A 24,851-nucleotide genomic window follows, 5' to 3' on the forward strand; every position below is an offset into this window, starting at 1 on the left:
GCGTGATCCACGAGGTAGCGGAGTTGGCACAATGTGTCCCATGACTCCGATGGGTGATCTTCTGGGACCTGATCCTGTCCTATTGCCTGGCGATAGCGAAGCCGAAGCGGAGCTGCTCGCCAAGGAAAAGCCGGGCATCGTCGCCGCCGCGCATCCGTCCGCTTCGGTGGCATGGGCCGCGCTGGCCGAGGAGGCACTGGCCGAGGACCGGGCCATCACGGCCTATGCCTATGCCCGCACCGGCTATCACCGTGGTTTGGACCAGCTGCGTCGCAACGGCTGGAAGGGCTTCGGGCCGGTGCCGTTCTCGCACGAGCCCAACCGCGGTTTTCTGCGCTGTGTGGCCGCGCTGGCACGGGCCGCCGACGCCATCGGTGAGACCGATGAGCAGCGCCGCTGCCTGGATCTGCTCGACGACTGCGACCCCGCTGCTCGTCCCGCGCTGGGCCTTTAGAACGTTTCCTCGCAATGCCCTTCCGGGCAGTCGACTTGGACCGTGGCGTGATCCAGTCCGCGGGCTGACAATACTGCGCGCGCTTCCTGCAAGACGCGGACCGAGTCGCTGCCGCTGGTCAGGTGAGCGGTGACCACGTCTTTGCCGGGGGACAGTGTCCACACGTGCAGGTCGTGCACATCGGTGACGCCGTCGACCGCACCCAGGGCCGCACGTAGCTCCTCGACGTCGATATGGGCCGGCGACGACTCGGACAGGATGCGCAGCGCCGCGCGGGCCAGCGCGATCGCCCGCGGCAGTACCCACAGCGCTACGAGCACCGCGACCACCACGTCGGCGTAGGGCCAGTGCGTGGTGACGGTGACGATGCCCGCGATCAGCACTCCGATGCTGCCGACGGTGTCGGCGACGACCTCCATGTAGGCGCCCTTGACGGCCAGACTGGCTTCCGAGTGTGCCCGCAGCAGCGTCGCCACCAGGAAGTTTGCGGCCACCCCGGACAGCGCGACCACGATCATCGGTACGCCGGGTACCGCCGGCGCTTCCTTGAGCCGGTCGATGGCCTCGTAGAGGATGAACAGCGCGACGCCGACCAGCAGCACGGCATTAGCCACTGCGGTGAATACTTCGGCTCGATGCCAGCCGTAGGTGCGATTAGGCGATGCGCTGCCCCGGCGGGCCAGCACGACAGCGGCTAGCCCCATGAACACGGCGACTACGTCGGTGAGCATGTGTCCGGCGTCGGCCAGCAGCGCGATTGAGTTGATCACCAGCGCGGTCGTCAGTTCGACGACGAAGAACGTCGCCAGGATGGCTGCGGCGCCGACCATCCGCGGGATCATCCGCGACGCGTCCGCCTCGGCGGGCGTGTGGCTGTGTCCGGCTCCCATGACCGATAATATATGCGCAGTTTCGCATATATCGCAATGGTCAGACCCAGGCACTCCAGAACCGGGTCAGCACGCCCCCGGCCATCGCAAGCCGCGGCGACACCCCCGAGAAGCCGAAAAGCCAGTACACGAACTGGAAGAACCACGCATTCAGCCCGGGGGCCAACAGCACGACCAGCAGGATGAACAGGCCGAACTGCTTGGCGGGTGCCACCGCCCGCTGCGTCTGCGGGCTCAGGTGCGGCTCCAGCGCGTCGTAGCCGTCCAGACCCGGCACCGGCAACAGGTTCAGCACCACCGCGGTGACCTGTAGGAACCCCAGGAATGCCAGACCGGCGGCCAGGACCCGGTGTGCTGGGTCATAGAACACCCGGGCCGCCCCCAGCAGCAGCACGGCCAGGCCCAGGTTCATCGCCGGGCCGGCCAAGCTGACCAGGGTGCGGCGCGTGGGAGTCATGAACGAGGTCTGCAAGTACACCGCGGCGCCCGGCAGCCCGATGCCGCCCAGCGCGATGAAGATCATCGGCAACACCAGCGACAGCCCCGGGCTGGCGTAGCGCCGTGGATCCAGGTCCAGGTAGCCACGGACGGCCACGTCGCGGTCGCCAAAGCGCCATGCGGTGTAGGCGTGGCCGAACTCGTGCAGGCATAGCGACACCAGCCAACCGGCGATGACGAAGATGAAAACGCCCGCGTAAGCCAACGGCCGCACGGACGATCCGGCGGTCCAGGCCAGCTCCGCGCCCACAGCCGTCGCGCCGATCAGGCCAACAAAAATCGGGCTTGGGCGCACCGGTCGAAACTACCGAACCAGCAGCCACCCTTCGACGTTGCGGTAGAACGTCGACCGGCGCACCGCCCGCGGCGCCGTCACTCCGTCGCGTTGCACGACCGCCCCGGTGGTGCCCAGCTGCGCGGCCCGGCCACCGACCCAGCGGCGCCACCACCCCTGATCCGCGAGCGCGGCCCGCAGCCCCGGCACCGCCAGGGTGGGCTCGACCCACAGCTCGGCGGCATCGCCGTCGAAAAGTACGGTGTCGTCGACCACCGCCTCGCCGCGGATCGCCGTAGCCCCCTCGACCGGCAACCAGCGGGTCCGACCCACCAGCACCGTTGCGGTCTCGTCGCGGATCAACGGCACCCTGCTCGCGCTGCCGCGAAGCGCCCGTCTTGCCGCGCGCCGCCCAGCAGGCAACCGGTAGGCGCGGGTGGCGCAAGTCCGCCGCCGGGGCGCGTAGGCCACTTCCATGTCGAGCCGATCGGTGCGCAGCAGCCGCGTCAACACCATGGCCAGGTCGGCATCAGACCCCACCACCACCAATCGCCGGAAGTCCCGCAGCAGCGGGTCGAGGTCGGCCGTCAAGTTGCGATGGACGGGCAAAGCGGCCAGCGCGCGCGGCACCCGCGCGTCGTCGAACAGCAGAACGGCCGCAACGGGCGGCTGATGGTTGGCTTTCACGCGTTTTGACGGCATTTTTGAGGTTCTCCGGGCACCGCAGGATAGGGTAGGTCACCGGCTGGACCACAATATGCGGGCACAACCCCGCCAGAGCAGGAGCAAGTCATGCCGGCAATCGTCCTCATCGGCGCCCAATGGGGTGACGAGGGCAAAGGTAAAGCGACGGATCTGCTCGGCGGACGCGTGCAGTGGGTAGTTCGCTATCAGGGTGGCAATAATGCCGGCCATACCGTGGTGTTGCCCACCGGCGAGAACTTCGCCCTGCACCTCATCCCGTCGGGCGTGCTGACGCCCGGGGTTACCAACGTGATCGGCAACGGCGTGGTGATCGACCCCGGCGTCCTGCTCGACGAGCTCAAAGGCCTCGAAGACCGCGATGTCGACACCTCCAAGCTGCTCATCTCCGCCGACGCGCACCTGCTGATGCCCTATCACGTGGCCATCGACAAGGTCACCGAGCGCTACATGGGCAGCAAGAAGATTGGCACCACCGGACGCGGCATCGGCCCCTGCTACCAGGACAAGATCGCCCGGATGGGGATCCGGGTCGCCGACGTGCTGGACCCCGATCAACTCGCGCACAAGGTTGAGGCGTCCCTGGAGTTCAAGAACCAGGTGCTGGTCAAAATCTATAACCGCAAGGCGCTCGAACCCGGCCAGGTGGTCGACGCGCTACTGGAGCAAGCCGCAGGTTTCCGGCACCGCATCGCCGACACCCGGCTGCTGCTCAATAACGCCTTGGACGCCGGCGAGACGGTGCTGCTGGAAGGCTCGCAGGGCACCCTGCTGGACGTCGACCACGGCACCTACCCGTACGTTACGTCGTCGAATCCCACCGCCGGCGGCGCGGCGGTGGGCTCCGGCATCGGCCCGACCCGGATCGGCACGGTGCTGGGGATCCTCAAGGCCTACACCACCCGGGTGGGCTCGGGACCGTTCCCCACCGAGCTGTTCGACGAGAACGGCGAATATCTGTCCAAGACCGGTGGGGAGTTCGGGGTGACGACTGGCCGGCGGCGCCGCTGCGGCTGGTTCGACGCCGTCATCGCGCGCTACGCCACCCGGGTCAACGGGATCACCGACTACTTCCTGACCAAGCTCGACGTGCTGTCCAGCCTGCAGACGGTGCCGGTCTGCGTTGGCTACGACGTCGACGGCAAACGCACCGACGAGATGCCGATGACCCAGCGCGACCTGTGCCACGCCAAGCCGGTGTATGAGGAACTGCCCGGCTGGTGGGAGGACATCTCCGACGCCCGCGAGTTCGACGACCTTCCGGCCAAGGCCCGCGACTATGTGCTACGGCTGGAAGAGCTTGCCGGAACGCATGTTTCGTGCATCGGTGTGGGACCGGGGCGGGACCAGACCATCGTGCGGCGCGATGTGCTGCGGGCTCGCCCGTGACCGACGTCCCGCAGAACCCCACCGATATAGACCCCGACTACGAGCACCACGGCGGCTTCCCGGAATTCGGCCCGGCCAGTCCGGGACCCGGGTTCGGCAAGTTCGTGGCGGCAATGCGCCGGTTGCAGGACCTGGCCGTGTCGTCCGACCCCGGCGACGACGTATGGGACGAGGCGGCCGAGCGCGCCACCGCCCTGGTTGAATTGCTGGCTCCGTCTCAAGCCGAAGAGGGCAAGTCACCCGCCGGACGGACTCCGGACCTACCCGGCATGGGCAGCCTGCTGATGCCGCCGTGGGACCTGACCCGCTACGGTGCCGACGGCGTCGAGATGACTGGCTATTTCAGCCGCTTCCACGTCGGCGGCAACATGGCGGTGCACGGCGGTGTGTTGCCGCTGCTGTTTGACCACATGTTCGGCATGATCTCGCATGCCGCCGGGCGGCCGATCAGCCGCACGGCTTTCCTGCACGTCGACTACCGCAAGATCACCCCGATCGACACGCCGCTACGGATCAGCGGCCGGGTGACCCGCGTCGAGGGCCGCAAAGCGTTCGTCGCCGCCGAACTGTGCGACGGCGACGGCGCCGTGCTGGCCGAAGGTAATGGCCTGATGGTGCGTCTGCTGCCCGGCCAGCCCTGAGTCACTGCTGCTGGTTCGGGTCCGGCGGCACCACGATGATGGTCGCTCCGGGAATAGCCGCCAGGGTCGCCGCGAGATTCGCCACCACTCCCGGCGGCAGGCCCTGCGGCAGGCCCGGGAACTGCGCCGCGGCCGCTGCCGCCGGTATTGCCGGTGCGTTGGCGGCCGGTCTGGCCGCGCCCGCAGCGCCAGCTGCCGCAGCGGCTTGGGTTGGAGTCGGCGTCGCAGGCGAGTTGGCACCCCGGGCCGCCAGCCCGGCCAGGCTGGCCCCGGCCACCCCCGCCGCCACCATCGAGTAACCGCCGTCCCCTGCGCCGGTCATGACCAGCGGCGTGGTGCCGGGGAACATCGCCGCTACCTGGCGCGCCGCCGGGGGCATGAACCAGCTCTGCGGGACAGTGAGGCCGCCGATACTGGTGGCACGGCCGGCCACGGCCGCGGCCCCCGCCGCGGCGGGGGCCGGCCGCAATTCGTCCGGGATTACCGGGTTCGGCTCCGCGATGCCCGGCGCGTCGCCCTGAATCTCTTTTTGTTCGAGCTCGTTTGCGTGCTCGAGTTCCTCTTCCTCGATCTCGTCGCTGCGAACTTCTTCGCCGAATTGCCCGAGCGCCACCACGAAGCTGGCGCCGGCCAGACCCAAGCTGGCGAGCACCAGTAGGTCGAGATCCTCGAATGGGCTTGGCAACGGAATCAGTGGCGCGGCCGGTGCGGCGGCGGCACTTGCGGCGGTCTCGCCGAGCAGGGCGGTGTCATTGGTGGTCGCCGGCGGCGGGACGAACGGCGTCAGTTGGGCGGCGGCCTGGGAATTGCCGGCATAGCCGTCCATCGCGACGATGTCTTGGGCCCACATCTCGCCATAGTCGGCCTCGCTGGTAGCGATCGCCGGTGTGTTTTGCCCGAAGACGTTGGTCTGGACCAGCGACATTGTCGTGCTGCGATTGGCCGCGATCTCCGCCGGCGGCACCGTGGCGGCGTACGCCGCCTCGTAGGCGTTCGCCGCGGCCAAAGCCTGGGCTCCGGCCTGCTCGGCCTGGGTGGCGGTGGCACGCATCCACGCCACGTACGGCGTTGCGGCGGCGGCCATCGACAACGACGAGGGGCCCAGCCACTCCTCGCTGGTGAGTCCGGCCAGCACTGCGTTGTACGAATCCGCCGTCGCGTGGAGTTCGCTGGCCAGCTGCGCCCAGCTTGCGGCGGCTTGCATCAGCGGCGCCGAGCCGGGGCCGGAGTAGATTCTGGCCGAGTTGATTTCGGGTGGGAGCGCGCCGAATTCCAGGCCGTAGGTGTTCACAAATGACATGCACACCTCCTCAGCAAAACGTTGCGGCACCTGTCGAAGCAGATTTGCACAAAATTCCGAAAAATGAGTCAAGACGCGGCGTTCTCGTACCCGCACCTATCCTTAGCGACGAGACCTTAGCGACGAGACAACTCACCGATTGAGGGGGTGACTGCTTGACCGAGCGGCAGGATACCGGCGAGCACGAACGCCCTGTGGCCGAGGGCGCCACGACGGTGTGGTCCATCGAGCAGCCGTCGGACGCACCGGCGGTTCCCGAACCGTTCGAGCCGGAGGTCGAAGCCCGGCCCAGGTTGCTGCTGCTCGGCTGCGACGACGCCGGCCAGGAGCTGACGGTGGCATTGCAGCGGCTCGGCGCCGAGGTGATCACCGCGGACGCCGATGCGCTCACCGGCGCCGACGAACTCGCCGCGGTGCTGAACAGCCTGCAACCGGACTTCGTGGTCACGCGCACCGACGAGGTTGCATTCGACGTCCTTGAAACGTTCGAGTCGACGCAGCGTCAGGACGTGGAGTTGGTGCCCAGTGCGCGCGCGGGCCGGCTGATGGCGGACCGCGAGGGCCTCCGCCGGCTGGCCGCCGATGAACTGGGCCTACCGACCGCGCCCTTCTGGTTCGTCGGCTCGCTGGCCGAACTCGAGGCTGTGGCCGCGCATGCCGGATACCCGCTGCTGGTTAAGCCGGTCGCCGGCCCGCACGGTCAGGGACGATCGGTGGTCAGCACCCCCGACGAGGTCGCACCGGCGTGGGAGCGGGCCACCGCGCGGCAGGACGGTCGGGTGTGGGCCGAGACGGTGGTCGACATCGAGTTTTTGGTCACGCTGATCGTTGTGCGAAGCGAGGGTCCGTCCGGGCCGGTGATTGAGTTCTGCAGCCCGATCGGACATCGCAGCGACGGCGCTGGGGGGCTGGAATGTTGGCAGCCCCAGCAAATGAGCACCGCCGCGCTGGACGCGGCCAAGTCGATCGCCGCGCGGATCGTCAAGTCCTTGGGCGGGCGCGGGGTGTTCAGCGTCGAACTGATGATCAACGGCGACGAGGTGTACTTCACCGAGGTCGCCCCGGGGCCCCGCGACAGCGCCTGGGTGACCCTGCGCAGCCAGCGGCTTTCGGCGTTCGAGTTGCAGGCGCGGGCGATTCTGGGGGTGGCCGTGGACACCATGATGGTGTCGCCGGGCGCCGCCCAGATGATCCCCCGCGGCCCGTCCGCACCGGGCACCGCGCCCAGTGGTGATGTACTCGCGGCGGCCCTCGCCGTCCCCGAGAGCGATCTGCGGGTCTTCGATCCGGCTGCCGTCGGTGAGTCCGATGCGGTGCCGCCCGGTTGGGGGTTGGCGCTTGCCACCGCGCCCGACGTGACCGTCGCCCGCGACCGCGCCCGGCAGGTTGCTGCCAGGCTGGATGTGCGAGACTCGCGCGCGTGAGTTACGCAGGAGATATCACCCCGCTCGAGGCCTGGAAGGTGTTGACCGAGAATCCTCAGGCCGTGTTGGTGGACGTGCGCACCGATGCCGAATGGAATTTCGTCGGTGTCCCGGATCTGTCGAGCCTCGGCCGTGACGTGGTGTTCGTCGAGTGGAACAAGACCAGCGGGCAGCACAACGAGGACTTCCTCGCCGAGCTCAAGGAGCAGATCCCGGACTCCGGCGAGGCCGAGCGGCCGCTGGTGTTCCTGTGCCGCTCGGGTAACCGGTCCATCGGCGCCGCCGAGGTCGCCACCGAGGCGGGCCTGACGCCGTCGTACAACGTGCTGGACGGCTTCGAAGGTCACCTGGATGCCCACGGGCATCGCGGCGGAACCGGTTGGCGCGCGGTCGGACTCCCCTGGAAGCAGGGCTGAGCGGGACTGATGAACCAGCTGCCAGACGATGTCGGTCAGGCCACTCTCGGGGTGCGCGGTGGCCTGATCCGCTCTGGGTTCGAAGAGACGGCCGAGGCGATGTTCCTGTCGTCGGGGTACGTGTATCCGTCGGCGGCTGTCGCCGAGCAGTCCTTCACCGGCGAGGTCGAACACTACGTCTATTCGCGCTACGGCAACCCGACCGTGAACATGTTCCAGGAACGCCTGCGGCTTATCGAGGGCGCCCCGGCAGCGTTCGCGACCGCCAGTGGGATGGCGGCGGTGTTCGTCTCGCTGGGCGCGTTGTTGGGCGCCGGTGATCGATTGGTGGCCGCGCGCAGCCTGTTCGGCTCGTGCTTCGTGGTGTGCAACGAGATCCTGCCGCGCTGGGGTGTGGAGACCGTCTTCGTCGACGGCGAGGACCTGTCCCAGTGGGAGCAGGCTCTCTCGGTGCCCACCCAGGCGGTGTTCTTCGAGACGCCGTCCAATCCGATGCAGTCGCTGGTCGACATCGCCGCGGTGACCGAATTGGCACACGCTGCCGGCGCAAAGGTTGTGTTGGACAACGTTTTTGCAACTCCGCTGCTGCAGCAGGGTTTCCCGCTCGGGGTGGACGTGGTGGTGTATTCGGGAACCAAGCACATCGATGGCCAGGGTCGGGTGCTGGGCGGTGCGATTCTGGGCGACAAGGAGTACATCGACGGACCGGTGCAGAAACTGATGCGGCACACCGGCCCGGCGATGAGCGCCTTCAACGCCTGGGTGATGCTCAAAGGCTTGGAGACGCTTGCGGTTCGGGTGCGCTACAGCAACGCGTCCGCGCAGCGTATCGCCGAGTTCCTGCAGGGCCATCCGGCGGTGAGCTGGGTGCGCTACCCGTTCCTGGCCTCACATCCGCAATACGATCTGGCCAAGCGCCAAATGTCCGGCGGTGGAACGGTTATCACGTTCGAGCTCAAGGCCGACGACGGCGCCCACAAGCAGCGCGCCTTCGAGGTGCTCGACAAGCTGCAGTTGATCGACATCTCCAATAACCTTGGCGACGCGAAATCGCTTGTGACGCATCCGGCTACCACCACACACCGGGCGATGGGCCCAGAGGGCCGAGCCGCTATCGGGCTCGGCGATGGCGTGGTGCGCATCTCGGTGGGTCTCGAAGGCACCGAGGACCTGATCGCCGACATCGACCGGGCGCTGAGTTAGCTATCCGGCCGCTTTGCGTTCGGCCTCGTCGGCTTGTTCGGCGGCGGCCAGCGCTCCTTGCTCGGCTTGCTCTTCCATCCAGTTGGTCACCACGCGTGCGTAGATCATTTGGCTGGTGATGGCCATCTGGCCGCGGGTGCGGCCCAGGAAGGAGATGCCCCAGGAAAACATCGCCGAGATGCGGTTGCGGTGACCGACCAGGTAGATCAGGTGCAGCAGCAGCCACGCCAGCCAGGCGAAGAACCCGGCGAACTCGATCTTGCCGATCTGGGCGACGGCACTGTACCGCGACACCAGGGCCATGCTGCCCTTGTCGTGGTATGTGAACGGTTCGCGGGTGGCTGGGTCGTCGTGGCCTTTGACCATGTGTTTGATCACGTTGGTGGCGTAGCGTGCGCCCTGGATGGCGCCCTGGGCCATGCCCGGCACGCCGGGTACTGATGTGAGGTCGCCGACGACGAAGACGTTCGGGTGTCCCTTCACGGTCAGGTCAGGCTCCACGATCACCCGTCCGGCGCGGTCGGTCTCGGTGCCGTCGGACTGTTCGGCGAGCATCTTGCCCAGGGGGCTGGCTTGCACTCCGGCCGCCCAGACCTTGCACGCGCATCCGATGCGCCGCTCGGTTCCGTCCTTGTCCTTGACGGTGATGCCCTGGTAGTCGACGGCGGTCACCATCGCGTTGAGCTGGACTTCGACGTCCATTTTCTCTAGGCGTCGTTGTGCCTTGAGGCCCAGCTTCTCGCCCATCGGCGGTAGTACCGCTGGTGCCGCGTCGAGCAGGATTACCCGGCAATCGGTGGGGGTGATGGTGCGGAAGGCCCCGGCCAGGGTGCGTTCCGCGAGCTGGACGATTTCGCCGGCCAGTTCGACGCCGGTGGGGCCGGCACCGACCACCACGAAGGTGAGCCGCCGTTCTCGTTCGGCGGGGTCGAGCGCGACCTCGGCGGCCTCGAACGAACTGAGGATGCGGCCACGCAGCTCCAGGGCGTCGTCGATGGTCTTCATGCCGGGGGCGTAGGTGGCGAACTGGTCGTTGCCGAAGTAGGACTGCTGCGCTCCGGACGCCACGATCAGGCTGTCGTAAGACGTTACGGTCCACATGCCCATCAGGTGCGACGTGACCGTCTTGGCCTTCAGGTCGACCTCGCTGACCTCGCCCCACAGAACTCGCACGTTTTTCTGCTTGCGCAGGATGAGCCGGGTGGTGGGCGCGATGTCACCTTCGGACAGAATGCCCGTCGCCACCTGGTACAGCAGCGGCTGGAACAGGTGGGTGGTGGTTTTGGAGATCAATGTGACCCTGACGTTGGCCCGCTTCAAGTTCCTGGCCGCATTTAAGCCGCCGAACCCGCTTCCGATGATGACGACGTGATGGCGCGTGTCGGTCGAGGGTTCGCTGGCTACGGGCGTCATGGTCCTCCTTGGAGTCGCATCGGTGACTGCGGCGCAGCTACACCGTACGACGCCGGGACAAGCGTCGTCAGCAGGCAGGCGCGCTCTCGGCGCTCAGAAGGCCCGCAGCAGCGCCGCCCGGCCCTTGACGTGCAACCGCTGCAAGGTCGAGCTGCGTAGCTGACGCATCCGTTCGGCCATCTCGCGACCGAGCCGGTCGAGTTCCTCGGGGCTCAGGTCCACCGGAGCGGGAGGCGGCACCAGGTCGCGTTCCTCTTCGTCGGCATGTGCCTCCAGCACGGTCAAGAACGAGTTCCATTCGGCTTCGTAGTCCGGCGATTTTGGCGAGGTGCGCAAGGCGACCGCCAGCTGGTCGTAGATCTGCCGGTGTTCTGCGTGGGCGATGGCGATCAGCTTGGTCGCGGCGGCCATCGCGGGGTAGTACAGATCGTCCTCGATGCGCATGTGGATGTCGAACTCGAGCAGCAGGTCGTCGAGGCACTGCTGACGTTCCATCGTGCCGACGGGCGCTTCGCGCAGCCGCCCGCCGAGTTTGCGCAACAGGTTGTGGTGGTCTTTGAGCACGTCATAGGCGTTCATTTGGTGAGCTCTCCCTCGCTACGAACCTCGATTTTTCCGTCGTGCAACCTGGCCTGATAGCAGGGCAGCGGCGCGGCGGCCGGGCCGCGGACAACGTGACCGTCTTGAACATCGAATTGTGACCCGTGCCAAGGGCATACGATCCGTCCTCGATCGAGCCAGCCGTCGGACATCGGTGCCGCCAAATGCGGACAGTGGGCACCGACGGCGGTCACGCCGTCATCGTCGTTGCGGCACACCACGATCCCGATGCCGTCCACCTCGACCCGCTGCAATTCGCCAGGGGGGAGAGAGGCTTCGGCGAGCACCGGAGTCCAGTCGGGCGCGTGCAGCCGCGGGCCGGACTGGTCGATACCGATCCCGGACCCGAACACCAGCGATCCGCCGAGATAGCCGCTGCCGGTGGCGATTCCGTAGCCGATCGCACTGACGGCCATGCCACGCAGATGGTGACCACGCCGCCGGTCCCGCCACGACGCGATGTACAGCGACGTGGCCACCAAGTTGAGCAGTCCGTGTACCAGTCCGACGCGACGGTCCTGCTCGTGGGTGTGTTGCCAGTCAGTGACGCCGGTGGCCGCCGAACCGAGGTTGGCCAAAATGCCGATCGCTAGGGCATTTTGCGCGAACCGTGCCGAGTCGATGCGTTCGACAGCAGGACGATGCGGCAACGCGTGCAGCACGTCGAGTGCGACGGTGGTTCCGATCGCGCCGCTGGCCAGCGACGCCAGCGGGGGATGGGCGGGATGGCCCAACCAAACCCCGTTGAGCAGGTTGGTTACCCGGTTGCGTGATTTGCCGAGCGCATTGAACGCGAAGCTCAGCACGTTTTCGAGCCGGTAGCTGGGTCGGTCGAGCCAGTCCTGGCGCCCGATGAAGGCGAGCGCTCTGGTGCCGATCTCGGGCGTAGCGCGGCGGGACCGTTTCAGTTGGTTGACCATCGTGGGGCTGTCCTCTCTGGCCTCTGCGGTTCAAACCAACGTAGCACCGTTTGTCATAGGACAAAAATGTCCAGGTTGGCGACGCGGCAGCGGCAGCGGCAGTACATTGACTGCCGTGTCGACTGCCATGGCGCCTGGCGTGCCGCCGATTTCCGGCCAGACTGCCAGCGCGATTGCCGACAGCGTCCGTGATCTGGTGTCGCGAGGTGACCTCGCGCCGGGGGCGATGTTGCCGCCGATTCGTTCGCTCGCGACCGAGCTGCGGGTCAACCGCAACACCGTCGCGGCGGCCTACCGGCAGCTGGTTTCCGCGGGAGTGGCACAGGCCGGGGGGCGGCGCGGCACCACGATCGCCGAAATTCCCGACCTCGGTGCCGAGCAACTCCCGGGGGCGGATCTTGTCGACCTCGCCAGCGGAAATCCCGATCCGTTGCTGCTGCCGGATCTACCCACGGCGCTGCGCCGTGCGCCCTATCGCCCGACGCTGTACGGGGCGCCCGCCGTCGAACCGCATCTGATGGCGGTTGCCGAGCGGTTGTTCGACGGCCACCTGGCGGCCGGTGAGGCCCAAATCGTAGTGACACACGGTGCTGTCGATGCGGTGGAACGGGTACTGAGCACCTGCCTGGCCCGCGGGGATGCCGTCGCCGTCGAGGATCCTTGCTTTCTGGCCAGCATCGGCACCGTCCGGCTCAACGGTTATCAGCGCATCGGCGTTCCGGTCGACGAGCACGGCATGACGGTGGCGGGATTGCACCACGCGATCGCCAACGGTGGGGCCCGGGCGGTGATCGTGACCCCGCGCTCACACAATCCGACCGGCGTGAGCATCGACGATCGCCGTGCAGCACAGCTGCGGTCGGTGTTGGCCGGCTACCCGGAAGTGCTGGTGATCGAAGACGACTACTTCTCGCTGGTGTCGTCGGCGCCGTACTGCCGGGTGACCCCGGAGTCCACGTTCAACTGGGCACTGGTCCGTTCGGTGGCCAAGTTCCTGGGACCGGACCTGCGGGTCGCGATGGTCGCCACCAACCCGCAGACCGGGCAGCTCATCGGGGCCCGGCTGCGGGCAGGCAAGACCTGGGTGAGCCACCTGTTGCAGGCCACCGCCGCGCACCTGCTGACCGATGCCGCGACGGTGGCGCAGCTTGGCCGGGCGCGGCGAACCTATGCTAAGCGTGGCCGGATCCTCACCGAAGCTCTTGTAAACAAAGGCATTTCACCGTTGGGTGCGCCCGACGGACTGAACCTCTGGATTGATCTACCAGACGCCGAGACGGTAGTGGCGACGGTCGCGCGGCTGTCCCAGGCCGGCTGGGCGGTACAGCCGGGAGACATCTTCGCCATCGACCCCTACCACCCACGGCATGGCATCCGAATCACGTCGGCGACCATGACCGGCCGGGCGGCGACGCGGTTCGCGGCGGACTTCGCCGACGCGGTAACTTAGGCGTGCCTAACGAAAGGTTGTGACACGTTGACCGCTGCGGAAGAGCCGCTGTATCGGCCGTTCGACCTGCCGGACGCAGCGGCCGACACCCAAGCGGAACTGCCGCCGGTGATCGCCGCTGTCGCGGCGCCGCGGGTGGGCCGGTTGTCCGCCGGCCCGCTCAGCGTGGTCGGGGCGCTGCGCGAAGATCCGCTCTGGCCCACCCGGCTGTCGGTACCCACCTTGCTCGGCGCCGCGCGGGGCTACGGCCGTCCATTGCCGCTGCCCCCGGGGCCAACCGGGCTGCCCATCGTCGGCTCCTTTTTCGAGCTGCGCCGCGACCCTTTCGGGTTGATCAGTCGCGGCGCGGCCAGCTACGGCGACATGTTCCGCATCCCGATGCCGTTGCTGGACATGGTCGCGGTGACTCACCCGGACCTGTTGCGTGAGTTCATGGACGACGCTGACGGCCGGTACAGCCGCTACGACCTGCTGGGTCCGCTGCTGAAGATCATCGGCGCCAACAGCATCATGCTGGAGGGCCCCAAGTTGCGGGAGCGTCGCAAGATGCTGATGCCGATGTTCACCCGCCGGCATCTGACGACCATGGCCGACGTGTTCTGCGGTGAGTTCGACGATCGCCTCGCCGGCTGGTCGTCGTTCGCCGGCACCGGTCAGCCGGTGGACCTGCAGTACGAGATCTCGCTGATGACGTTGAAGGTCTACCTGAAGACGTTGTTCTCCGCCTCGATCGGGGAGCGGGAGCTGCGGCGGCTGGACGCCGACATGCGGGCCATCACCGGTCTGCTCGGCCTGACGACGCTGATGGTGCCATTCCCGAATAGGCTTCCGCGCAAAGGCAGGTCGAGCCTGCTACCGGCGCTGGCGCGGATTTACCGGCTCGTCGGCCGGCTGATTAAGGACCGCAAGGATAACCCGGTAGCGGAGCCGGACTTCCTGGATACGTTGCTGGAGGCGCGCTACGAGGATGGGTCGCCGATCAACCGGGCCGACCTGGCGGCCGAGATCGTCGGTCTGCTCGGCGGCGCGTACGACCCTACCGGCGCCGCCCTGACCTGGACCGTCGCCCTGTTGCTGAAGAACCCGGAGAGCCTGGCCCGGCTGGATGGTGAGGTCGACGCGCTGGGTGGTGCGCTGCCCACCTTCGACGACGTATCGCGGTTGAGCTGGACCAAGGCGTGCTTCGACGAGGGACAGCGCATGCAGGGACATCCGTTCTTCCCGCGGTTCTGCATGGCCGACAACGAACTCGGCGGTTACCGGCTGCCGAAACTGACGCTGGTGGGTGCGTCGATGTCGGTGGTACACCGCGACCCGCGCTGGTGGCCGGAGCCGGATCGGTTCGACCCGATGCGCTTCCTAGATCCCGAGCAGGTGCGCGCGCGGCCTAGGCTGGCGTTCATGCCGTTCAGCTCGGGCCAGCATTTCTGCCTGGGCACCACAATGGCCTACATGGCGGCGCAGTTCTTCCTGAGCATGCTGTTTCAGCGGTACCGGCTCAGCGTGCCCGACGGCTGGCACCCTGAGCCGCACTTCACTTTCTCGGTGATGGTCAAGGGTGGGCTGCCGGCGATGATTTCGCGGGCGTAGCAAATTGGCCGGTCAGTCCGGATGTCGTGCCCAATGAGTCAGTAGGGGCGCGAGCAACTCGCCGGCGCGGTAGTCCGGGAAGTGCATTCTGGCGCCATCCAGTGTGACGACCTCGGTAATGCCCGGGATCAAGTCGCGAAGGCGGCGAGCCCACTTGAGTGGAAAGAACGCGTCGCCGGTTTCCAGGACGCAGGACTGCGTGTCCTGCGCGGACTCGGGCACAGCGATCGCAACTAGCCCGGCAGACCCTTCTCGTAGAGCTTGCCGCGTATGACCGCGCGGGTGACCTCACCGAACGTCCGGGCGCCTGGGCGCCCCTCTTTCGACCATGCCACGAAGAATCCGATCACCTGACGCCAGTGCTTCTTCCCGGCCTGGACCGGCGCATCGTTGAGCACGCACCGGGCGTCGATGAGGTAGGGCCGTGGGGCACTGATGGCCTCGCGGAACGCAGCCCGGAAATCGCACAGCGTGTCGACCCGCCGCGACTCGATCCCGACCGACGTCGCGTACTGCGCGAACTCGATGTCCGGGACCGCCGAGCCGCGGTCCGGCCAACCCATGATCTCGCTCTCGAACTTGATCGCGGCCAGCGCGAGATTGTTGACGACGACGAAGACAACCGGTTTGGCGACACCCGTCGAGGATTGAATCTGGTTGAGCGTCACCGATGTTCCACCGTCACCGGCCACCGCGACGGCGAGCTGCGTATCGGTATTCTTTGCCGCGGTGATCGCGGCGGGGACCGCGAAACCCATGGTCCCGAACGACGCCGACCAGATGCTGCGCGTCATCGACGTGATGTACCGGTACACCCAGAGGGTGTTCACTCCGACATCCGCGCACACCGTGCTGGTGCCATCGAACCTGGCCAGCTCCTCGTTGATCGCCTGGGTCAGCCGCGACGCCCGCAGCGGGGCACGTTCGGCCCATCGGCTGCGCCGACAGCGACGGGGCGACTGGCTCGTCTTTTCCGGACCGGGGGATGGGCGCAGCCTATCGACCATCGCCTCTAGCGTCGCCATCGCGTCACCCAGCACGGCGACGTCTCGATCCCTCAGGCGCAGCAGTGCATTCGGGTCGGTGTTGACCACGATACTTCGGCCGGCAGCGCCCAGATCGAACGCCGAGCCCCGGTTCGACACTCCTACTAACAGCAGCACGTCAGCCTTGGCGAGGGCGTGATACGCCCGCAGATCACCCGAGCCGCCGACCCTGCCGTACGCGCGCAAGCCCGGGTCGTCGATCACCGAATCGCCGCCCATCGTCAGATGCACCTTGCAGTCCAGCACGGCGGACAGGCTGGTGAGCAACTCCGAGCAGCCCGCGGCGCCGCGGCCCGCGACAATGGCAACCCGTTCGGCGTCGCGTAGCGCGGCGATTGCCTCGGTGATCGCGGATTCGTCCGGCGCCGGCGTTCTCATATAGACGAATTGCGTTGCAGCGCACTGGCTGTCGGGCCACTGCGAATTCAGCGCTTCGCCGCGCACCCGCAGGTGTACCACGCCCGAACTTGGGGCGGTTGTGGCCGCACAAGCCTGCCGCACTGTGGCTGCGGCGGTCGCGGGGTCGTCGACGACGTAGCTCGCCGAACACACTTCGTCGAGCAGCCGGCCGGCATCGAGCTGCCAGTCTGGTGCTTCGACAGTGACCACCAGGATCGGGGCATGATCGAGCGCCGCGTCGTAGATCCCGTTTAGCTGCAATAGCAGTGCGGCTCCGGTCGCCACCAGGGTGCCGGCCGAGGGGCAGCCCGCCTTGCGCAACGCGGCAGCGCTCATCGACGGTGCCTGTGCGTTGGCGCTGCGCTGGGCCGTGCTCAATCCGGGTAGTCGCGACGCGCAGAATTCGCTGATCTGCACCGGCGCCGCCAGATTGTTCTCCAGGTGCTGGGCTAGCGACCGCTCGCCGGGCCGTGGATCGCGACGGGTAGACGGTGTCTGCCGCGGCACCGCGATGATGCCATGCTGCAATCCGAACGCAGATTCGAGTTGCTTTGTGCTGCTGAACTTTTCAGTGCCTTTCAGACAGCGGATCTGAACGTCGGCGTTCGTGCTGACCAGCGTGGACAGTTCGGCGACGAACTGACCCAGCTGAGCACCGTCGGTGACAACCGTACTACGTGCGTTGCCGGCCAGTGCGGCACCGAGGGCTAACGGCAGCGCCGCGCCCGGGATGCCCGCCATGCTGTAAATCCCGTCGACGTCGTCGAGGTCGGTGAACACGGTGTCCGTCACAACCTTTTCGGGTTCCGGTTGGGAGTCGAGGATTTTGTGCAGGGTGGCTTCGACGTCACAGACGACTTGTCTGATGTACGGCAGCCGCCCGCCGGCGAATCGGCGGTCGGTGAGCTCAAACAGATTCGCATGACCCGCCACCCGCTGTTTGAGTAGCGGACTGACGCGTCCCACCACCAGCACGTCGCCGGCCGAGAGCACGCCGGGGACGCGGACATCGGTGAGCGAACAGCAAAGCCGGCGCGAAAGTGCTTCAGCGAGTTGGGCTTGGGCGCCGTCGGCGCAGGATAGCATGATAGCCAGATCACCGGATTCCAGGAACTCGGCGACCGAGCTGAACTCCTCCTTGCTCGGCAGCCCCGGCTCGGGCAGCTTCGGGACATTCCAGCCGGTGTGCGCAGCGGCGATCGGGGCGTAGAGCACGTCGCCGGGAATGGCCACATGGCAGGCGGTGGATTCGTGCAGGGCCAGCACCGCCGAACGGGCAAGGCGCTCAAACTGACTCGTTGCCTGGATCTGCACGGACGAGGAGGTGCAGGGCTTGAACAAGGCTTCGGAATCGATCTCTTGGAACGCTTCGCGGCCAATGCTGGCCACCGGGACCTGACCGCTGATGGCCAGCAACGGTACTCGTCCGAGGTACGCCTCGTAGGCACCGGCAACCAGGTTGGTGGCGCCCGGCCCGGCGGTGCCGAAGCACACCCCTAGTCGCCCGGACGCCTTGGCGTACCCCACCGCCATCAGGGCCGCCGCCGTCTCGTGCCGGGTGGTGACGACCCGAATCTCGCTGCGCTGGCTGGCGGCGTGAACCAACGAATTCACCGACTCGGCCGGCATACCGAAGATGTACTCGACACCGAGCGCGATCAGGTAGTCCACCAGTTCGTCGGCGAATCGCTGGCGACCGAGCGCGTTGGAGAACAAGTGCCGGTTATGCATCGACGCGACAGTGTGTTGTCAAGGAATGGATGACCGCATCTACCGACGCGTCGGATTGGACGGTGATCCGTACGCCCAGTCCTGGGTACTCTCGCACCAGGATGCCGTCGGCGCGGGCTTGCATGGACACGGTGTGCGAATCCGTGGTGGGCACCCACACAAAGTTTCCCTGCGATACGACGCCGCTGAACAGGCCGTGGTGAAGTAGGAATTCTTCCAACCGTTTCCGGTTAACGATCACCTGAGCCACTCGCTCACGCAGCTGTCGCTGATGCCGCAACGACTCTGCGGCCGCGGTGATGCCAAGCGAGTTCACCGAGTACGTCGGGACGGCGGCGCGGACCCGGGCGGCCAGCACCGCACTGCTGAACACCCCGTAGCCGATCCGCAGTCCGGCGAGCCCGTACGCCTTGGAGAAACTCCGCAGTACCACTGCGCTGTCCATCTCGGTCACCAGGCGGAGCACGGCGTCGCCCGGCAACGTCTCGTCAAACTCCGCGTAGGCCTGGTCCACAACGAGCAGAACCGGTTTCGGTAACGCCCGCCGGAAATCGAGCAGCTCATTCAGACCCACCGCGGCGCCGCTCGGGTTGTGCGGCGTGGCGATGATCACCTGCCGTGTCGAATCGTCGACCCGAGCCAGAATGCTGTCGAGTGATTGTTTCCCCGGCGGGTCACTGACGGTCGCGACCGGGACACCCCCGGCGCGCGCGATGAGAATCGCGTACTCGTCGAACGCGGGGGTTGCGAAGACTGTGGCGCCCTTCGGTTCTGCATGCAGCAACGCGTCCAGCACGCCGACGCTGCCGGGCCCGACGACAACCCTGTCCCGCGGAACCCCGAGCAGCTCACCGATCTGCGCCGTCAGCTGATTGACGCACTGGTCCTCGGGATAGCGGCTGATCTTGTCCGCGCTGGACTCGAGGATGCGGCGCACCTCCGGGAGCGGGTCGAATGGCAATTCATTGCGTGACAGGTCGAAATCAACTCTCATGGCATTTCGAAGTCTTCGGTTCTTCTGGTGTCCAGCCGCAACCGGTCGGTGATCAACATGATCGCGACGCCGGCCACCACCACGGTCACCGACACGACCGAGATCCGCTCGATCAGGATGAGTGTCGACAGGTAGCCGACCGAGACAAACATGTCGTCGCGCAGCATGTCGTTCGACGATTTCTGGTCGACGGTGTGCACCAGTCGCCAGGCCTGAAAACAGGCCACCGGCAACCAGATTAGTGCCAGCAAGTATTTCGGGGCGAGAAAGCCGAACGTCACTGGCAGCACGACGGCGCCGTACACCACGATTGTCGCCACCGCCGCGATCATCGCCGCGCGCCGCCTGGTGGCGCTCAACGTCGCCGACGTCGTCACCTTGACGCGTTTGTCGCCTTGGTAATCGGGCACGTTCTTGGTCAGGCCTTTGGCGCAGAACCAGACGAACAGATAGAGCGCCAGCGCGCAGTACCGGCGATCGGTCAGCGCCTCCAGCTTGAAATCGGAAGCCAGCACCGCACTCACATAGGGATAGGCCACCGCATTGGCGAAGTACAGGATCCCGATCCGGGCCCGGGCCTTCATCCGCAACGGACGGAACGAATACTGTTGGCACCCCACTAAAGCCAGGAAGGTAAGACCGGCGAACCAGGGATTGACCAGCAGCGAGAGCAGGAAGTTGAAGGCGGCCAGCAGATGGGTGTGCCGAAGCAGGCGGTCGCGGCCGTAGCGGCTGAGTTCGTATACCCGTGTGGGGATGTTCTCGTTGTCCTCGCTGATGTCGGTGTAGATGTTGTACAGATTGGCGATCGCGGCGATGTGGTACGAAACCACCATTCCCACGATGAGCGCCAGCGGTGAGACGCCGCCGGCGACCACACTGGCCAGGTAGAAGCCCAACATTCCCGGGATGCACGTCCGGGGGCGCGAGAACGCCACGAATTGCGCAAGCCGCCCAGCGGGCGGTACGGCGATGCCGGGGGATGCCTGCACCCACGCCAGCCGCTGTTCGCTGCTCATCCGCAGGAAACCGGCCAGCGAGTTCGGTTGTGCCGGTTGGATCCCGGCGGCAGACAAGAGTTGGCTCTTCTCCATAGGTCACTCCACTTCCAACGCGTCCACGATCGTCGACGTCGCGGCACGAGACGCGGGTAGCAATGCCCCGCTCCAGCAAAGGATCACCGCCACCGCGACGGTGAGCAGGTCCAGCGGGGAGAACGAATACCGCACGGTGATGGCGGTTACCGAACTCATGATCAGCGTGCCCAGCTGGTGCACCACCACGCTGGTGAGCATGCCGAGGACACCGCCCAGAAGTGCGATGCTGGTGGCCTCCACCAGAATCGACTTCGTGATGTAGCGTCGCGAGGCCCCCATGGCGCGCAGCACGCCGATCTCCCGCGTGCGTTCGATCACCGAGATCATGAATGCGTTGAACAGGGCCATCGCCGCCAGCAACGCGACGATCCACTGCACGAAGACGGCCAGGGATCCGATCTGAGCGATCGCACCCTTGCCGGAGTCCACTGCGTCTCGACCGCTGAATGCGTACAATCCTTTTGCGGCAGAGATCTTTTCAAGTTTATCCAGAATCACGGGCGCGTTCTTAGGGTTGTCGACGTGGACTTCTAGGTAGGTTGCGCCGTCGCGTTGGAACCACGCCTTCATATGATCCAGCGACATCGCGATCATGCCGCGCTCGGTGGTGAGATAGTCGACGACGCCGAGGATCTGCACTACCTGCTCGCCGGACGGGGTGCTCAGCGTCAGCATGTCGCCGACCCCGCGGTGTAGGTTCCGGGAGAGCTGGCGGGAGATCACCACACCGTCACCGGCTTCGACCTCGGCCCGCACCGACTTCTCCATTGCGGCGAAAGCGGGAGTCACGGTGCCGGGGGCAGATCCGACCACCAACACCCGGTCGCTGCCGACGTTGACGTAGGCGTACTGGACAGGTTTCACGGCGACGACACCAGGGATGGCCCGCACTTGCGCGTCAGTGCCGTTGGGAATCAGTGGGCTGATCGGCACGACTTCCTTGGACGCGGCGGACAAATACATGTCCGCGCCCGCCAGGGAGGAGAAGAATCCGCCGGCGGAGTCGACCACGTCGGTCAGCACACCGCTGGTCACGCTGCCCAACGCGACGGCGATCGTGACGATCATGAGGTTCGCCCAGGTCCGTTTGGCGGACGCGGTCATGGTCGACCTGCTGACCTGACCGCTGGGCCCCATCAGCGCGGCGATCCGACTACCGAGCGCCACCAGCGTGGGCCCCAGCGCCCAGCACAGCGTCAGGATGCCGGCGAGCACGAAAATTCCTCCGGCGAAAGTCTTTTCGTCGTGCAGCTGGGTTGCGGTGAAGAACGCCAGTACCGTGAGACCGACGCCGACCAGCACTCCCACCCAGTGCGGTTTGGTCCTGTCGTCGCCCAGGCCTTCGAGCTCCACCGGCCGCATCGCGGCGATGGGCGAGGCTTTGAAGACGACCATCGCCGGCCAGGCAGCGCCCAGCACGCAGGCCACGATTCCCAGGGCGACCACTACGGCGATCGCGCTGCCCGGGAAGAAGTAATCGGGTTTGACGTCCACCGACTGCAGCATCAACGGCGGCAACCGCTTGATCGCCAGGTAGCTCATCGCGGCGCCGAGCGGTGCACCCAGCAGTCCGCCGAGCAAGCCCAGTAAGGTCACCTCAGCCAGTAGGTCACGGGCGAGGTCACCGCGTCGGGCACCGAGCGCCCGCAGCGTGGCGATCATCGGGCGCCGTTGCACCACAGCCATATTCATCGTGTTGAAGACGATGAACATCGCGACGACGAGTGCGATCGAACCGACCAGCAGCAACGTGTCGCGGGTCAGGGCGACCGAATTGTCGGTCTGGGACACCCGGAACTGCGGTTCGGCCACCACCGCCCGGTGGTCGACCACCCGTACCAGCTCGGCGCTCAACGCCTTGAGGTCGGTGCCCGGTTTGGCCACGACGAACACCGACGTCACCCGGCCTGGTTGGTGTAGGAGGTGCTGTGCCACCTGAAGCGGGACGATGAGGTAGTCACCCGCGTTGTACTTCTCGGCGAGGTCGCCCTTGGGCACGAACACCACGTTGACGCGGGAGCCATTGATCTCCACCTGGCCGCCGGGCGCCGTTCCGATGCCGGGCCCGGCGATCGCCCCATTAGCCAGCGAGCCGTGCGACTTGTCCTGGTCGGCCTGCTGCACCAGCTCGTTGCCTACCCGATTGTCCAGCACCCGGATATCGGGGCCGACCCCTAAGAGCGTTGTGCCGGACCGTGGAGTGTTCACGGTGGCTTTCACGATCGGTTCGGCGGCGGTCACCCCGTCGACGGTGCGCAACTGTGCGATCAGGGAGTCGGGCATGCCGCTGTCGGCCGCGCCGGTCACCTCGAAAGCCGCTTTGCCGTAGAGGTCTTCGGACATGGTGGCGACCGACTTGGTCAGCGAGCTATAGATGCCGGCGATGGCCACCAGCAGCGCGGTGGCGATCATTACCGCCGCCACGCAGCTCAGTGATCGCTTCCAGTGCGCAACCGCGTATCGCAGGTTGAGCAGTTTGAAGCGGACGGCCGCCGAGGGGATCATGCGTGTTCGACGACCTTGCCGTCGCGCATCACGATCTCGCGGTCGGCGGCGGCTGCGATGTTCGGGTCGTGCGTGACCATGATGACCGAGCACGCGCCGTCGTCGGCGATCTTGCGCAGCAGCGCCAGAATGTTCTTGCCGGATTCGGAGTCCAGGTTTCCGGTGGGCTCGTCGGCCAGAACGACCCCCGGTTTCATGATCAGCGAGCGCGCTATCGCGACGCGTTGCATCTGACCGCCGGACAGCTGGGATGGCTTGTGGTCGATCCGATCACCCAGCCCGACCATGCCCAGTAGTTCGCACGCGTCGGTGCGGGCCTGCTTGATCGAGGATCCGTCCAGAACGCGGGGCATCGCCACGTTCTCCCAGGCGGTCAAGGTGGGCAGCAGGTTGAAGAACTGAAAGATGAACGAGACCCTGCGGCGGCGGTATTCGGACTGCTCGTCGTCGCTCTTTTCGGAGAGTTCCTCGCCGTCGACCTTGATGGAGCCCGCGTCGGGCCGATCGATGCCGCCGATCAGGTGCAGCAGCGTGCTCTTGCCCGAGCCCGACTGCCCGGTGATCGCGACCAATTTCTCGTTGCCCAGCGTCAGGGTGACGTCATCGACCGCCTTGACCAGTTCCTGGCCTCGCTGGTAGGTCCTGCTCACCGCCGCGATCTCGATAAGCATGCAACAGCCCCTGGTGTTTAGTGATGAGGGAAAAGCCGTTCCTGATGGCAGGACAGGCTAACCTAACACACCTGTATTACTTGCCGGGGCGAAATTGCCACTCCTGTAAACGAGCGGTTCGGCGGCTAAAGATCCAGTTAGGTACCAGCGTCAAGCCCGCCTCCCGGCACCCCACCAGCACCGGGTTGTTCCACTGACCGGCGATGCCGATGCTGTGCGATTCGCGTGCGATGCGCTGGGTTCGGGGCCGGCGCAACCGGTCGTAGCGTTGCAGCGCCCCGTCCAGGTCCGCGCGGTCCTGCAGCGGGGCCACCAATGCACAGAGGGTTGCCGCGTCTTCGAGCGCCTGGTTGGCACCCTGGCCGAGGTTGGGTGACATCGCGTGCGCCGCGTCGCCGATCAGCGCGATGTGGCCGTGCACGTAGGACGCGAGCGGGCCGTCAAGTTCCTCGCTGTGGGTGTAGTGCACCGCTTCGGGCTCGGTGGCATCGATCAACTCGGCGATCGGCTCGTGCCAGGCGCCGAACAGGGACCGGATCTCGTCGAGTGCCTCGGCACCCGTTTCGTTTTGCGCGCTGGTCACGACCGCGAACCAGTACACCCGGCCACCCTTGAGGGGGACCAGTCCGAACCGTTGACCACGACCCCAGGTCTCCCCGCCGACGCCGACGGGCACGGGCCGCGAGGTGATGGCACGCCACACGCCGTAGCCGCTGCGCCGGGTCGGACGGTCCTGCGGCAGGCTGGCGCGGACGCGGCTGCGGATCCCGTCGGCACCGATGATCAGGTCGGCGTCGGCGTGGTGTCCGTCGTCGGTGTGCACAGCCTGCGTCGTCGCTTCGGCCACCCGCCGTCCCCACTGCACGGTGCCTTGAGGCAGGGTGGCCAGCATCGTCGCGTGCAATTCGGTGCGGTCGACGGCGCGAAGGTTCTCATAGGTTGCCGGGGCGAGCGTGACCAGAAAGCTGCCGTTCGGCTTGCGAATGCCCGACTTGGAGAACGGGGGCTCCTCGGCGCTGATCGCCCGCACGGCTGGGCCGAGGCCGAGGGCGTCCAAAGCGCGAAATCCGTTGCCGAATATGGATAATCCGGCTCGGGCAGGTTGTGCGTCTGCCGATCGCTCCAGCACCGAGACGTCCCACCCGGCACGCTGCAGCCCGCTGGCCGCTGCGAGTCCGGCGACGCCGGCACCGACTACAACAGCTTTCATGCGCCGACACTGTAGTCAGCAGTTCCACCGCACC

Annotated in this window: 22 protein-coding genes; 8 read left to right on the plus strand and 14 right to left on the minus strand. The window is 66.6% G+C overall.

All coding sequences use genetic code 11. The features are described 5' to 3' along the window. The first annotated feature begins 40 nt into the window (after positions 1-40). Positions 41-454, plus strand: coding sequence for a DUF3151 domain-containing protein (locus tag H0P51_RS03505; RefSeq protein WP_180916664.1), 414 nt, complete (start codon positions 41-43; stop codon positions 452-454). On the opposite strand, the gene H0P51_RS03510 is transcribed toward H0P51_RS03505, so the two are convergent. Genes H0P51_RS03510 through H0P51_RS03520 form a run of 3 tightly spaced genes read right to left on the minus strand, consistent with a single transcriptional unit; the run spans position 451 to position 2,818 of the window. After that, the gene (locus H0P51_RS03510; RefSeq protein ID WP_180916665.1) at positions 451-1,344 is read right to left on the minus strand and encodes a cation diffusion facilitator family transporter; all 894 of its coding nucleotides are present in this window, start codon (positions 1,342-1,344) and stop codon (positions 451-453) included. The two genes, H0P51_RS03505 and H0P51_RS03510, sit on opposite strands and share 4 nt — an antisense overlap. A 40-nt stretch (positions 1,345-1,384) precedes the next feature. Then, positions 1,385-2,137 (minus strand): site-2 protease family protein, encoded by a 753-nt coding sequence (locus H0P51_RS03515; protein ID WP_180916666.1) that lies wholly within the window; start codon positions 2,135-2,137, stop codon positions 1,385-1,387. 9 nt (positions 2,138-2,146) lie between these two features. Continuing rightward, positions 2,147-2,818 (minus strand): peptidase M50, encoded by a 672-nt coding sequence (locus H0P51_RS03520; protein ID WP_180916667.1) that lies wholly within the window; start codon positions 2,816-2,818, stop codon positions 2,147-2,149. A 90-nt stretch (positions 2,819-2,908) separates the two neighbouring features. Here H0P51_RS03520 and H0P51_RS03525 point away from each other — a divergent pair, with 90 nt between their 5' ends. Both H0P51_RS03525 and H0P51_RS03530 read left to right on the plus strand, forming a co-directional pair. Next, on the plus strand, positions 2,909-4,207 hold the full coding sequence (locus H0P51_RS03525) for an adenylosuccinate synthase (RefSeq protein WP_180916668.1): 1,299 nt from the start codon (positions 2,909-2,911) through the stop codon (positions 4,205-4,207). Continuing rightward, entirely contained in the window at positions 4,204-4,848 is a 645-nt protein-coding gene (locus tag H0P51_RS03530; RefSeq protein WP_180916669.1) for a PaaI family thioesterase, read from the plus strand. The genes H0P51_RS03525 and H0P51_RS03530 overlap by 4 nt, the downstream gene beginning before the upstream one ends. Before the next feature lies 1 nt (position 4,849). Here H0P51_RS03530 and H0P51_RS03535 read toward each other — a convergent pair whose 3' ends face one another. After that, a complete protein-coding gene (locus H0P51_RS03535) occupies positions 4,850-6,124 on the minus strand; it encodes a PPE family protein (protein WP_180918710.1) in 1,275 nt (424 codons plus the stop codon). A 218-nt stretch (positions 6,125-6,342) separates the two neighbouring features. On the opposite strand from H0P51_RS03535, the gene purT reads away from it, so the two are divergent. Genes purT through H0P51_RS03550 form a run of 3 tightly spaced genes read left to right on the plus strand, consistent with a single transcriptional unit; the run spans position 6,343 to position 9,191 of the window. Next, complete coding sequence (gene purT, locus H0P51_RS03540) at positions 6,343-7,572, plus strand: formate-dependent phosphoribosylglycinamide formyltransferase (RefSeq protein WP_425489008.1); 1,230 nt, start codon at positions 6,343-6,345, stop codon at positions 7,570-7,572. Further along, positions 7,569-7,988, plus strand: a complete 420-nt coding sequence (locus tag H0P51_RS03545) for a rhodanese-like domain-containing protein (RefSeq protein WP_180916670.1) — start codon at positions 7,569-7,571, stop codon at positions 7,986-7,988. The genes purT and H0P51_RS03545 overlap by 4 nt, the downstream gene beginning before the upstream one ends. 9 nt (positions 7,989-7,997) lie before the next feature. Beyond that, on the plus strand, positions 7,998-9,191 hold the full coding sequence (locus tag H0P51_RS03550; protein ID WP_180916671.1) for an O-succinylhomoserine sulfhydrylase: 1,194 nt from the start codon (positions 7,998-8,000) through the stop codon (positions 9,189-9,191). Here the strand turns inward: H0P51_RS03550 and H0P51_RS03555 are convergent, their stop codons facing one another. The 3 genes from H0P51_RS03555 to H0P51_RS03565 all read right to left on the minus strand — a co-directional run bounded on the left by H0P51_RS03555 (position 9,192) and on the right by H0P51_RS03565 (position 12,124). Continuing rightward, on the minus strand, positions 9,192-10,604 hold the full coding sequence (locus H0P51_RS03555; RefSeq protein WP_180916672.1) for an NAD(P)/FAD-dependent oxidoreductase: 1,413 nt from the start codon (positions 10,602-10,604) through the stop codon (positions 9,192-9,194). A 93-nt stretch (positions 10,605-10,697) separates the two neighbouring features. Then, positions 10,698-11,183, minus strand: a complete 486-nt coding sequence (locus H0P51_RS03560) for a hemerythrin domain-containing protein (RefSeq protein WP_180916673.1) — start codon at positions 11,181-11,183, stop codon at positions 10,698-10,700. Beyond that, a complete protein-coding gene (locus H0P51_RS03565; RefSeq protein ID WP_180916674.1) occupies positions 11,180-12,124 on the minus strand; it encodes a Rieske (2Fe-2S) protein in 945 nt (314 codons plus the stop codon). The genes H0P51_RS03560 and H0P51_RS03565 overlap by 4 nt, the downstream gene beginning before the upstream one ends. Before the next feature lie 115 nt (positions 12,125-12,239). Between H0P51_RS03565 and H0P51_RS03570 the strand changes: the two genes are divergently transcribed. Together H0P51_RS03570 and H0P51_RS03575 are read left to right on the plus strand one after the other, a co-directional pair. Beyond that, on the plus strand, positions 12,240-13,574 hold the full coding sequence (locus H0P51_RS03570) for an aminotransferase class I/II-fold pyridoxal phosphate-dependent enzyme (RefSeq protein WP_246398375.1): 1,335 nt from the start codon (positions 12,240-12,242) through the stop codon (positions 13,572-13,574). Positions 13,575-13,601: 27 nt separating this feature from the next. After that, positions 13,602-15,164, plus strand: a complete 1,563-nt coding sequence (locus H0P51_RS03575; protein WP_246398377.1) for a cytochrome P450 — start codon at positions 13,602-13,604, stop codon at positions 15,162-15,164. A gap of 12 nt (positions 15,165-15,176) precedes the next feature. Here the strand turns inward: H0P51_RS03575 and H0P51_RS03580 are convergent, their stop codons facing one another. The 7 genes from H0P51_RS03580 to H0P51_RS03610 form a co-directional block, all read right to left on the minus strand. Next, on the minus strand, positions 15,177-15,386 hold the full coding sequence (locus H0P51_RS03580) for an alpha/beta fold hydrolase family protein (protein ID WP_180916675.1): 210 nt from the start codon (positions 15,384-15,386) through the stop codon (positions 15,177-15,179). 11 nt (positions 15,387-15,397) lie between these two features. Beyond that, positions 15,398-18,340, minus strand: a complete 2,943-nt coding sequence (locus H0P51_RS03585) for a thiamine pyrophosphate-binding protein (protein WP_180916676.1) — start codon at positions 18,338-18,340, stop codon at positions 15,398-15,400. Further along, a complete protein-coding gene (locus tag H0P51_RS03590; RefSeq protein WP_180916677.1) occupies positions 18,333-19,334 on the minus strand; it encodes a pyridoxal phosphate-dependent aminotransferase in 1,002 nt (333 codons plus the stop codon). The genes H0P51_RS03585 and H0P51_RS03590 overlap by 8 nt, the downstream gene beginning before the upstream one ends. Next, positions 19,331-20,428 (minus strand): UbiA family prenyltransferase, encoded by a 1,098-nt coding sequence (locus tag H0P51_RS03595; RefSeq protein WP_180916678.1) that lies wholly within the window; start codon positions 20,426-20,428, stop codon positions 19,331-19,333. Before H0P51_RS03595 ends, H0P51_RS03590 begins: the two co-directional genes overlap by 4 nt. 3 nt (positions 20,429-20,431) lie before the next feature. Beyond that, the gene (locus H0P51_RS03600) at positions 20,432-22,936 is read right to left on the minus strand and encodes an ABC transporter permease (RefSeq protein WP_180916679.1); all 2,505 of its coding nucleotides are present in this window, start codon (positions 22,934-22,936) and stop codon (positions 20,432-20,434) included. Beyond that, positions 22,933-23,607 (minus strand): ABC transporter ATP-binding protein, encoded by a 675-nt coding sequence (locus H0P51_RS03605; RefSeq protein ID WP_180916680.1) that lies wholly within the window; start codon positions 23,605-23,607, stop codon positions 22,933-22,935. The genes H0P51_RS03600 and H0P51_RS03605 overlap by 4 nt, the downstream gene beginning before the upstream one ends. A gap of 76 nt (positions 23,608-23,683) precedes the next feature. After that, the gene (locus H0P51_RS03610; protein WP_180916681.1) at positions 23,684-24,817 is read right to left on the minus strand and encodes an FAD-dependent monooxygenase; all 1,134 of its coding nucleotides are present in this window, start codon (positions 24,815-24,817) and stop codon (positions 23,684-23,686) included. Positions 24,818-24,851: the final 34 nt, after the last annotated feature.

It is taken from the genome of Mycobacterium vicinigordonae (assembly GCF_013466425.1).
Lineage (GTDB): Bacteria > Actinomycetota > Actinomycetes > Mycobacteriales > Mycobacteriaceae > Mycobacterium > Mycobacterium vicinigordonae.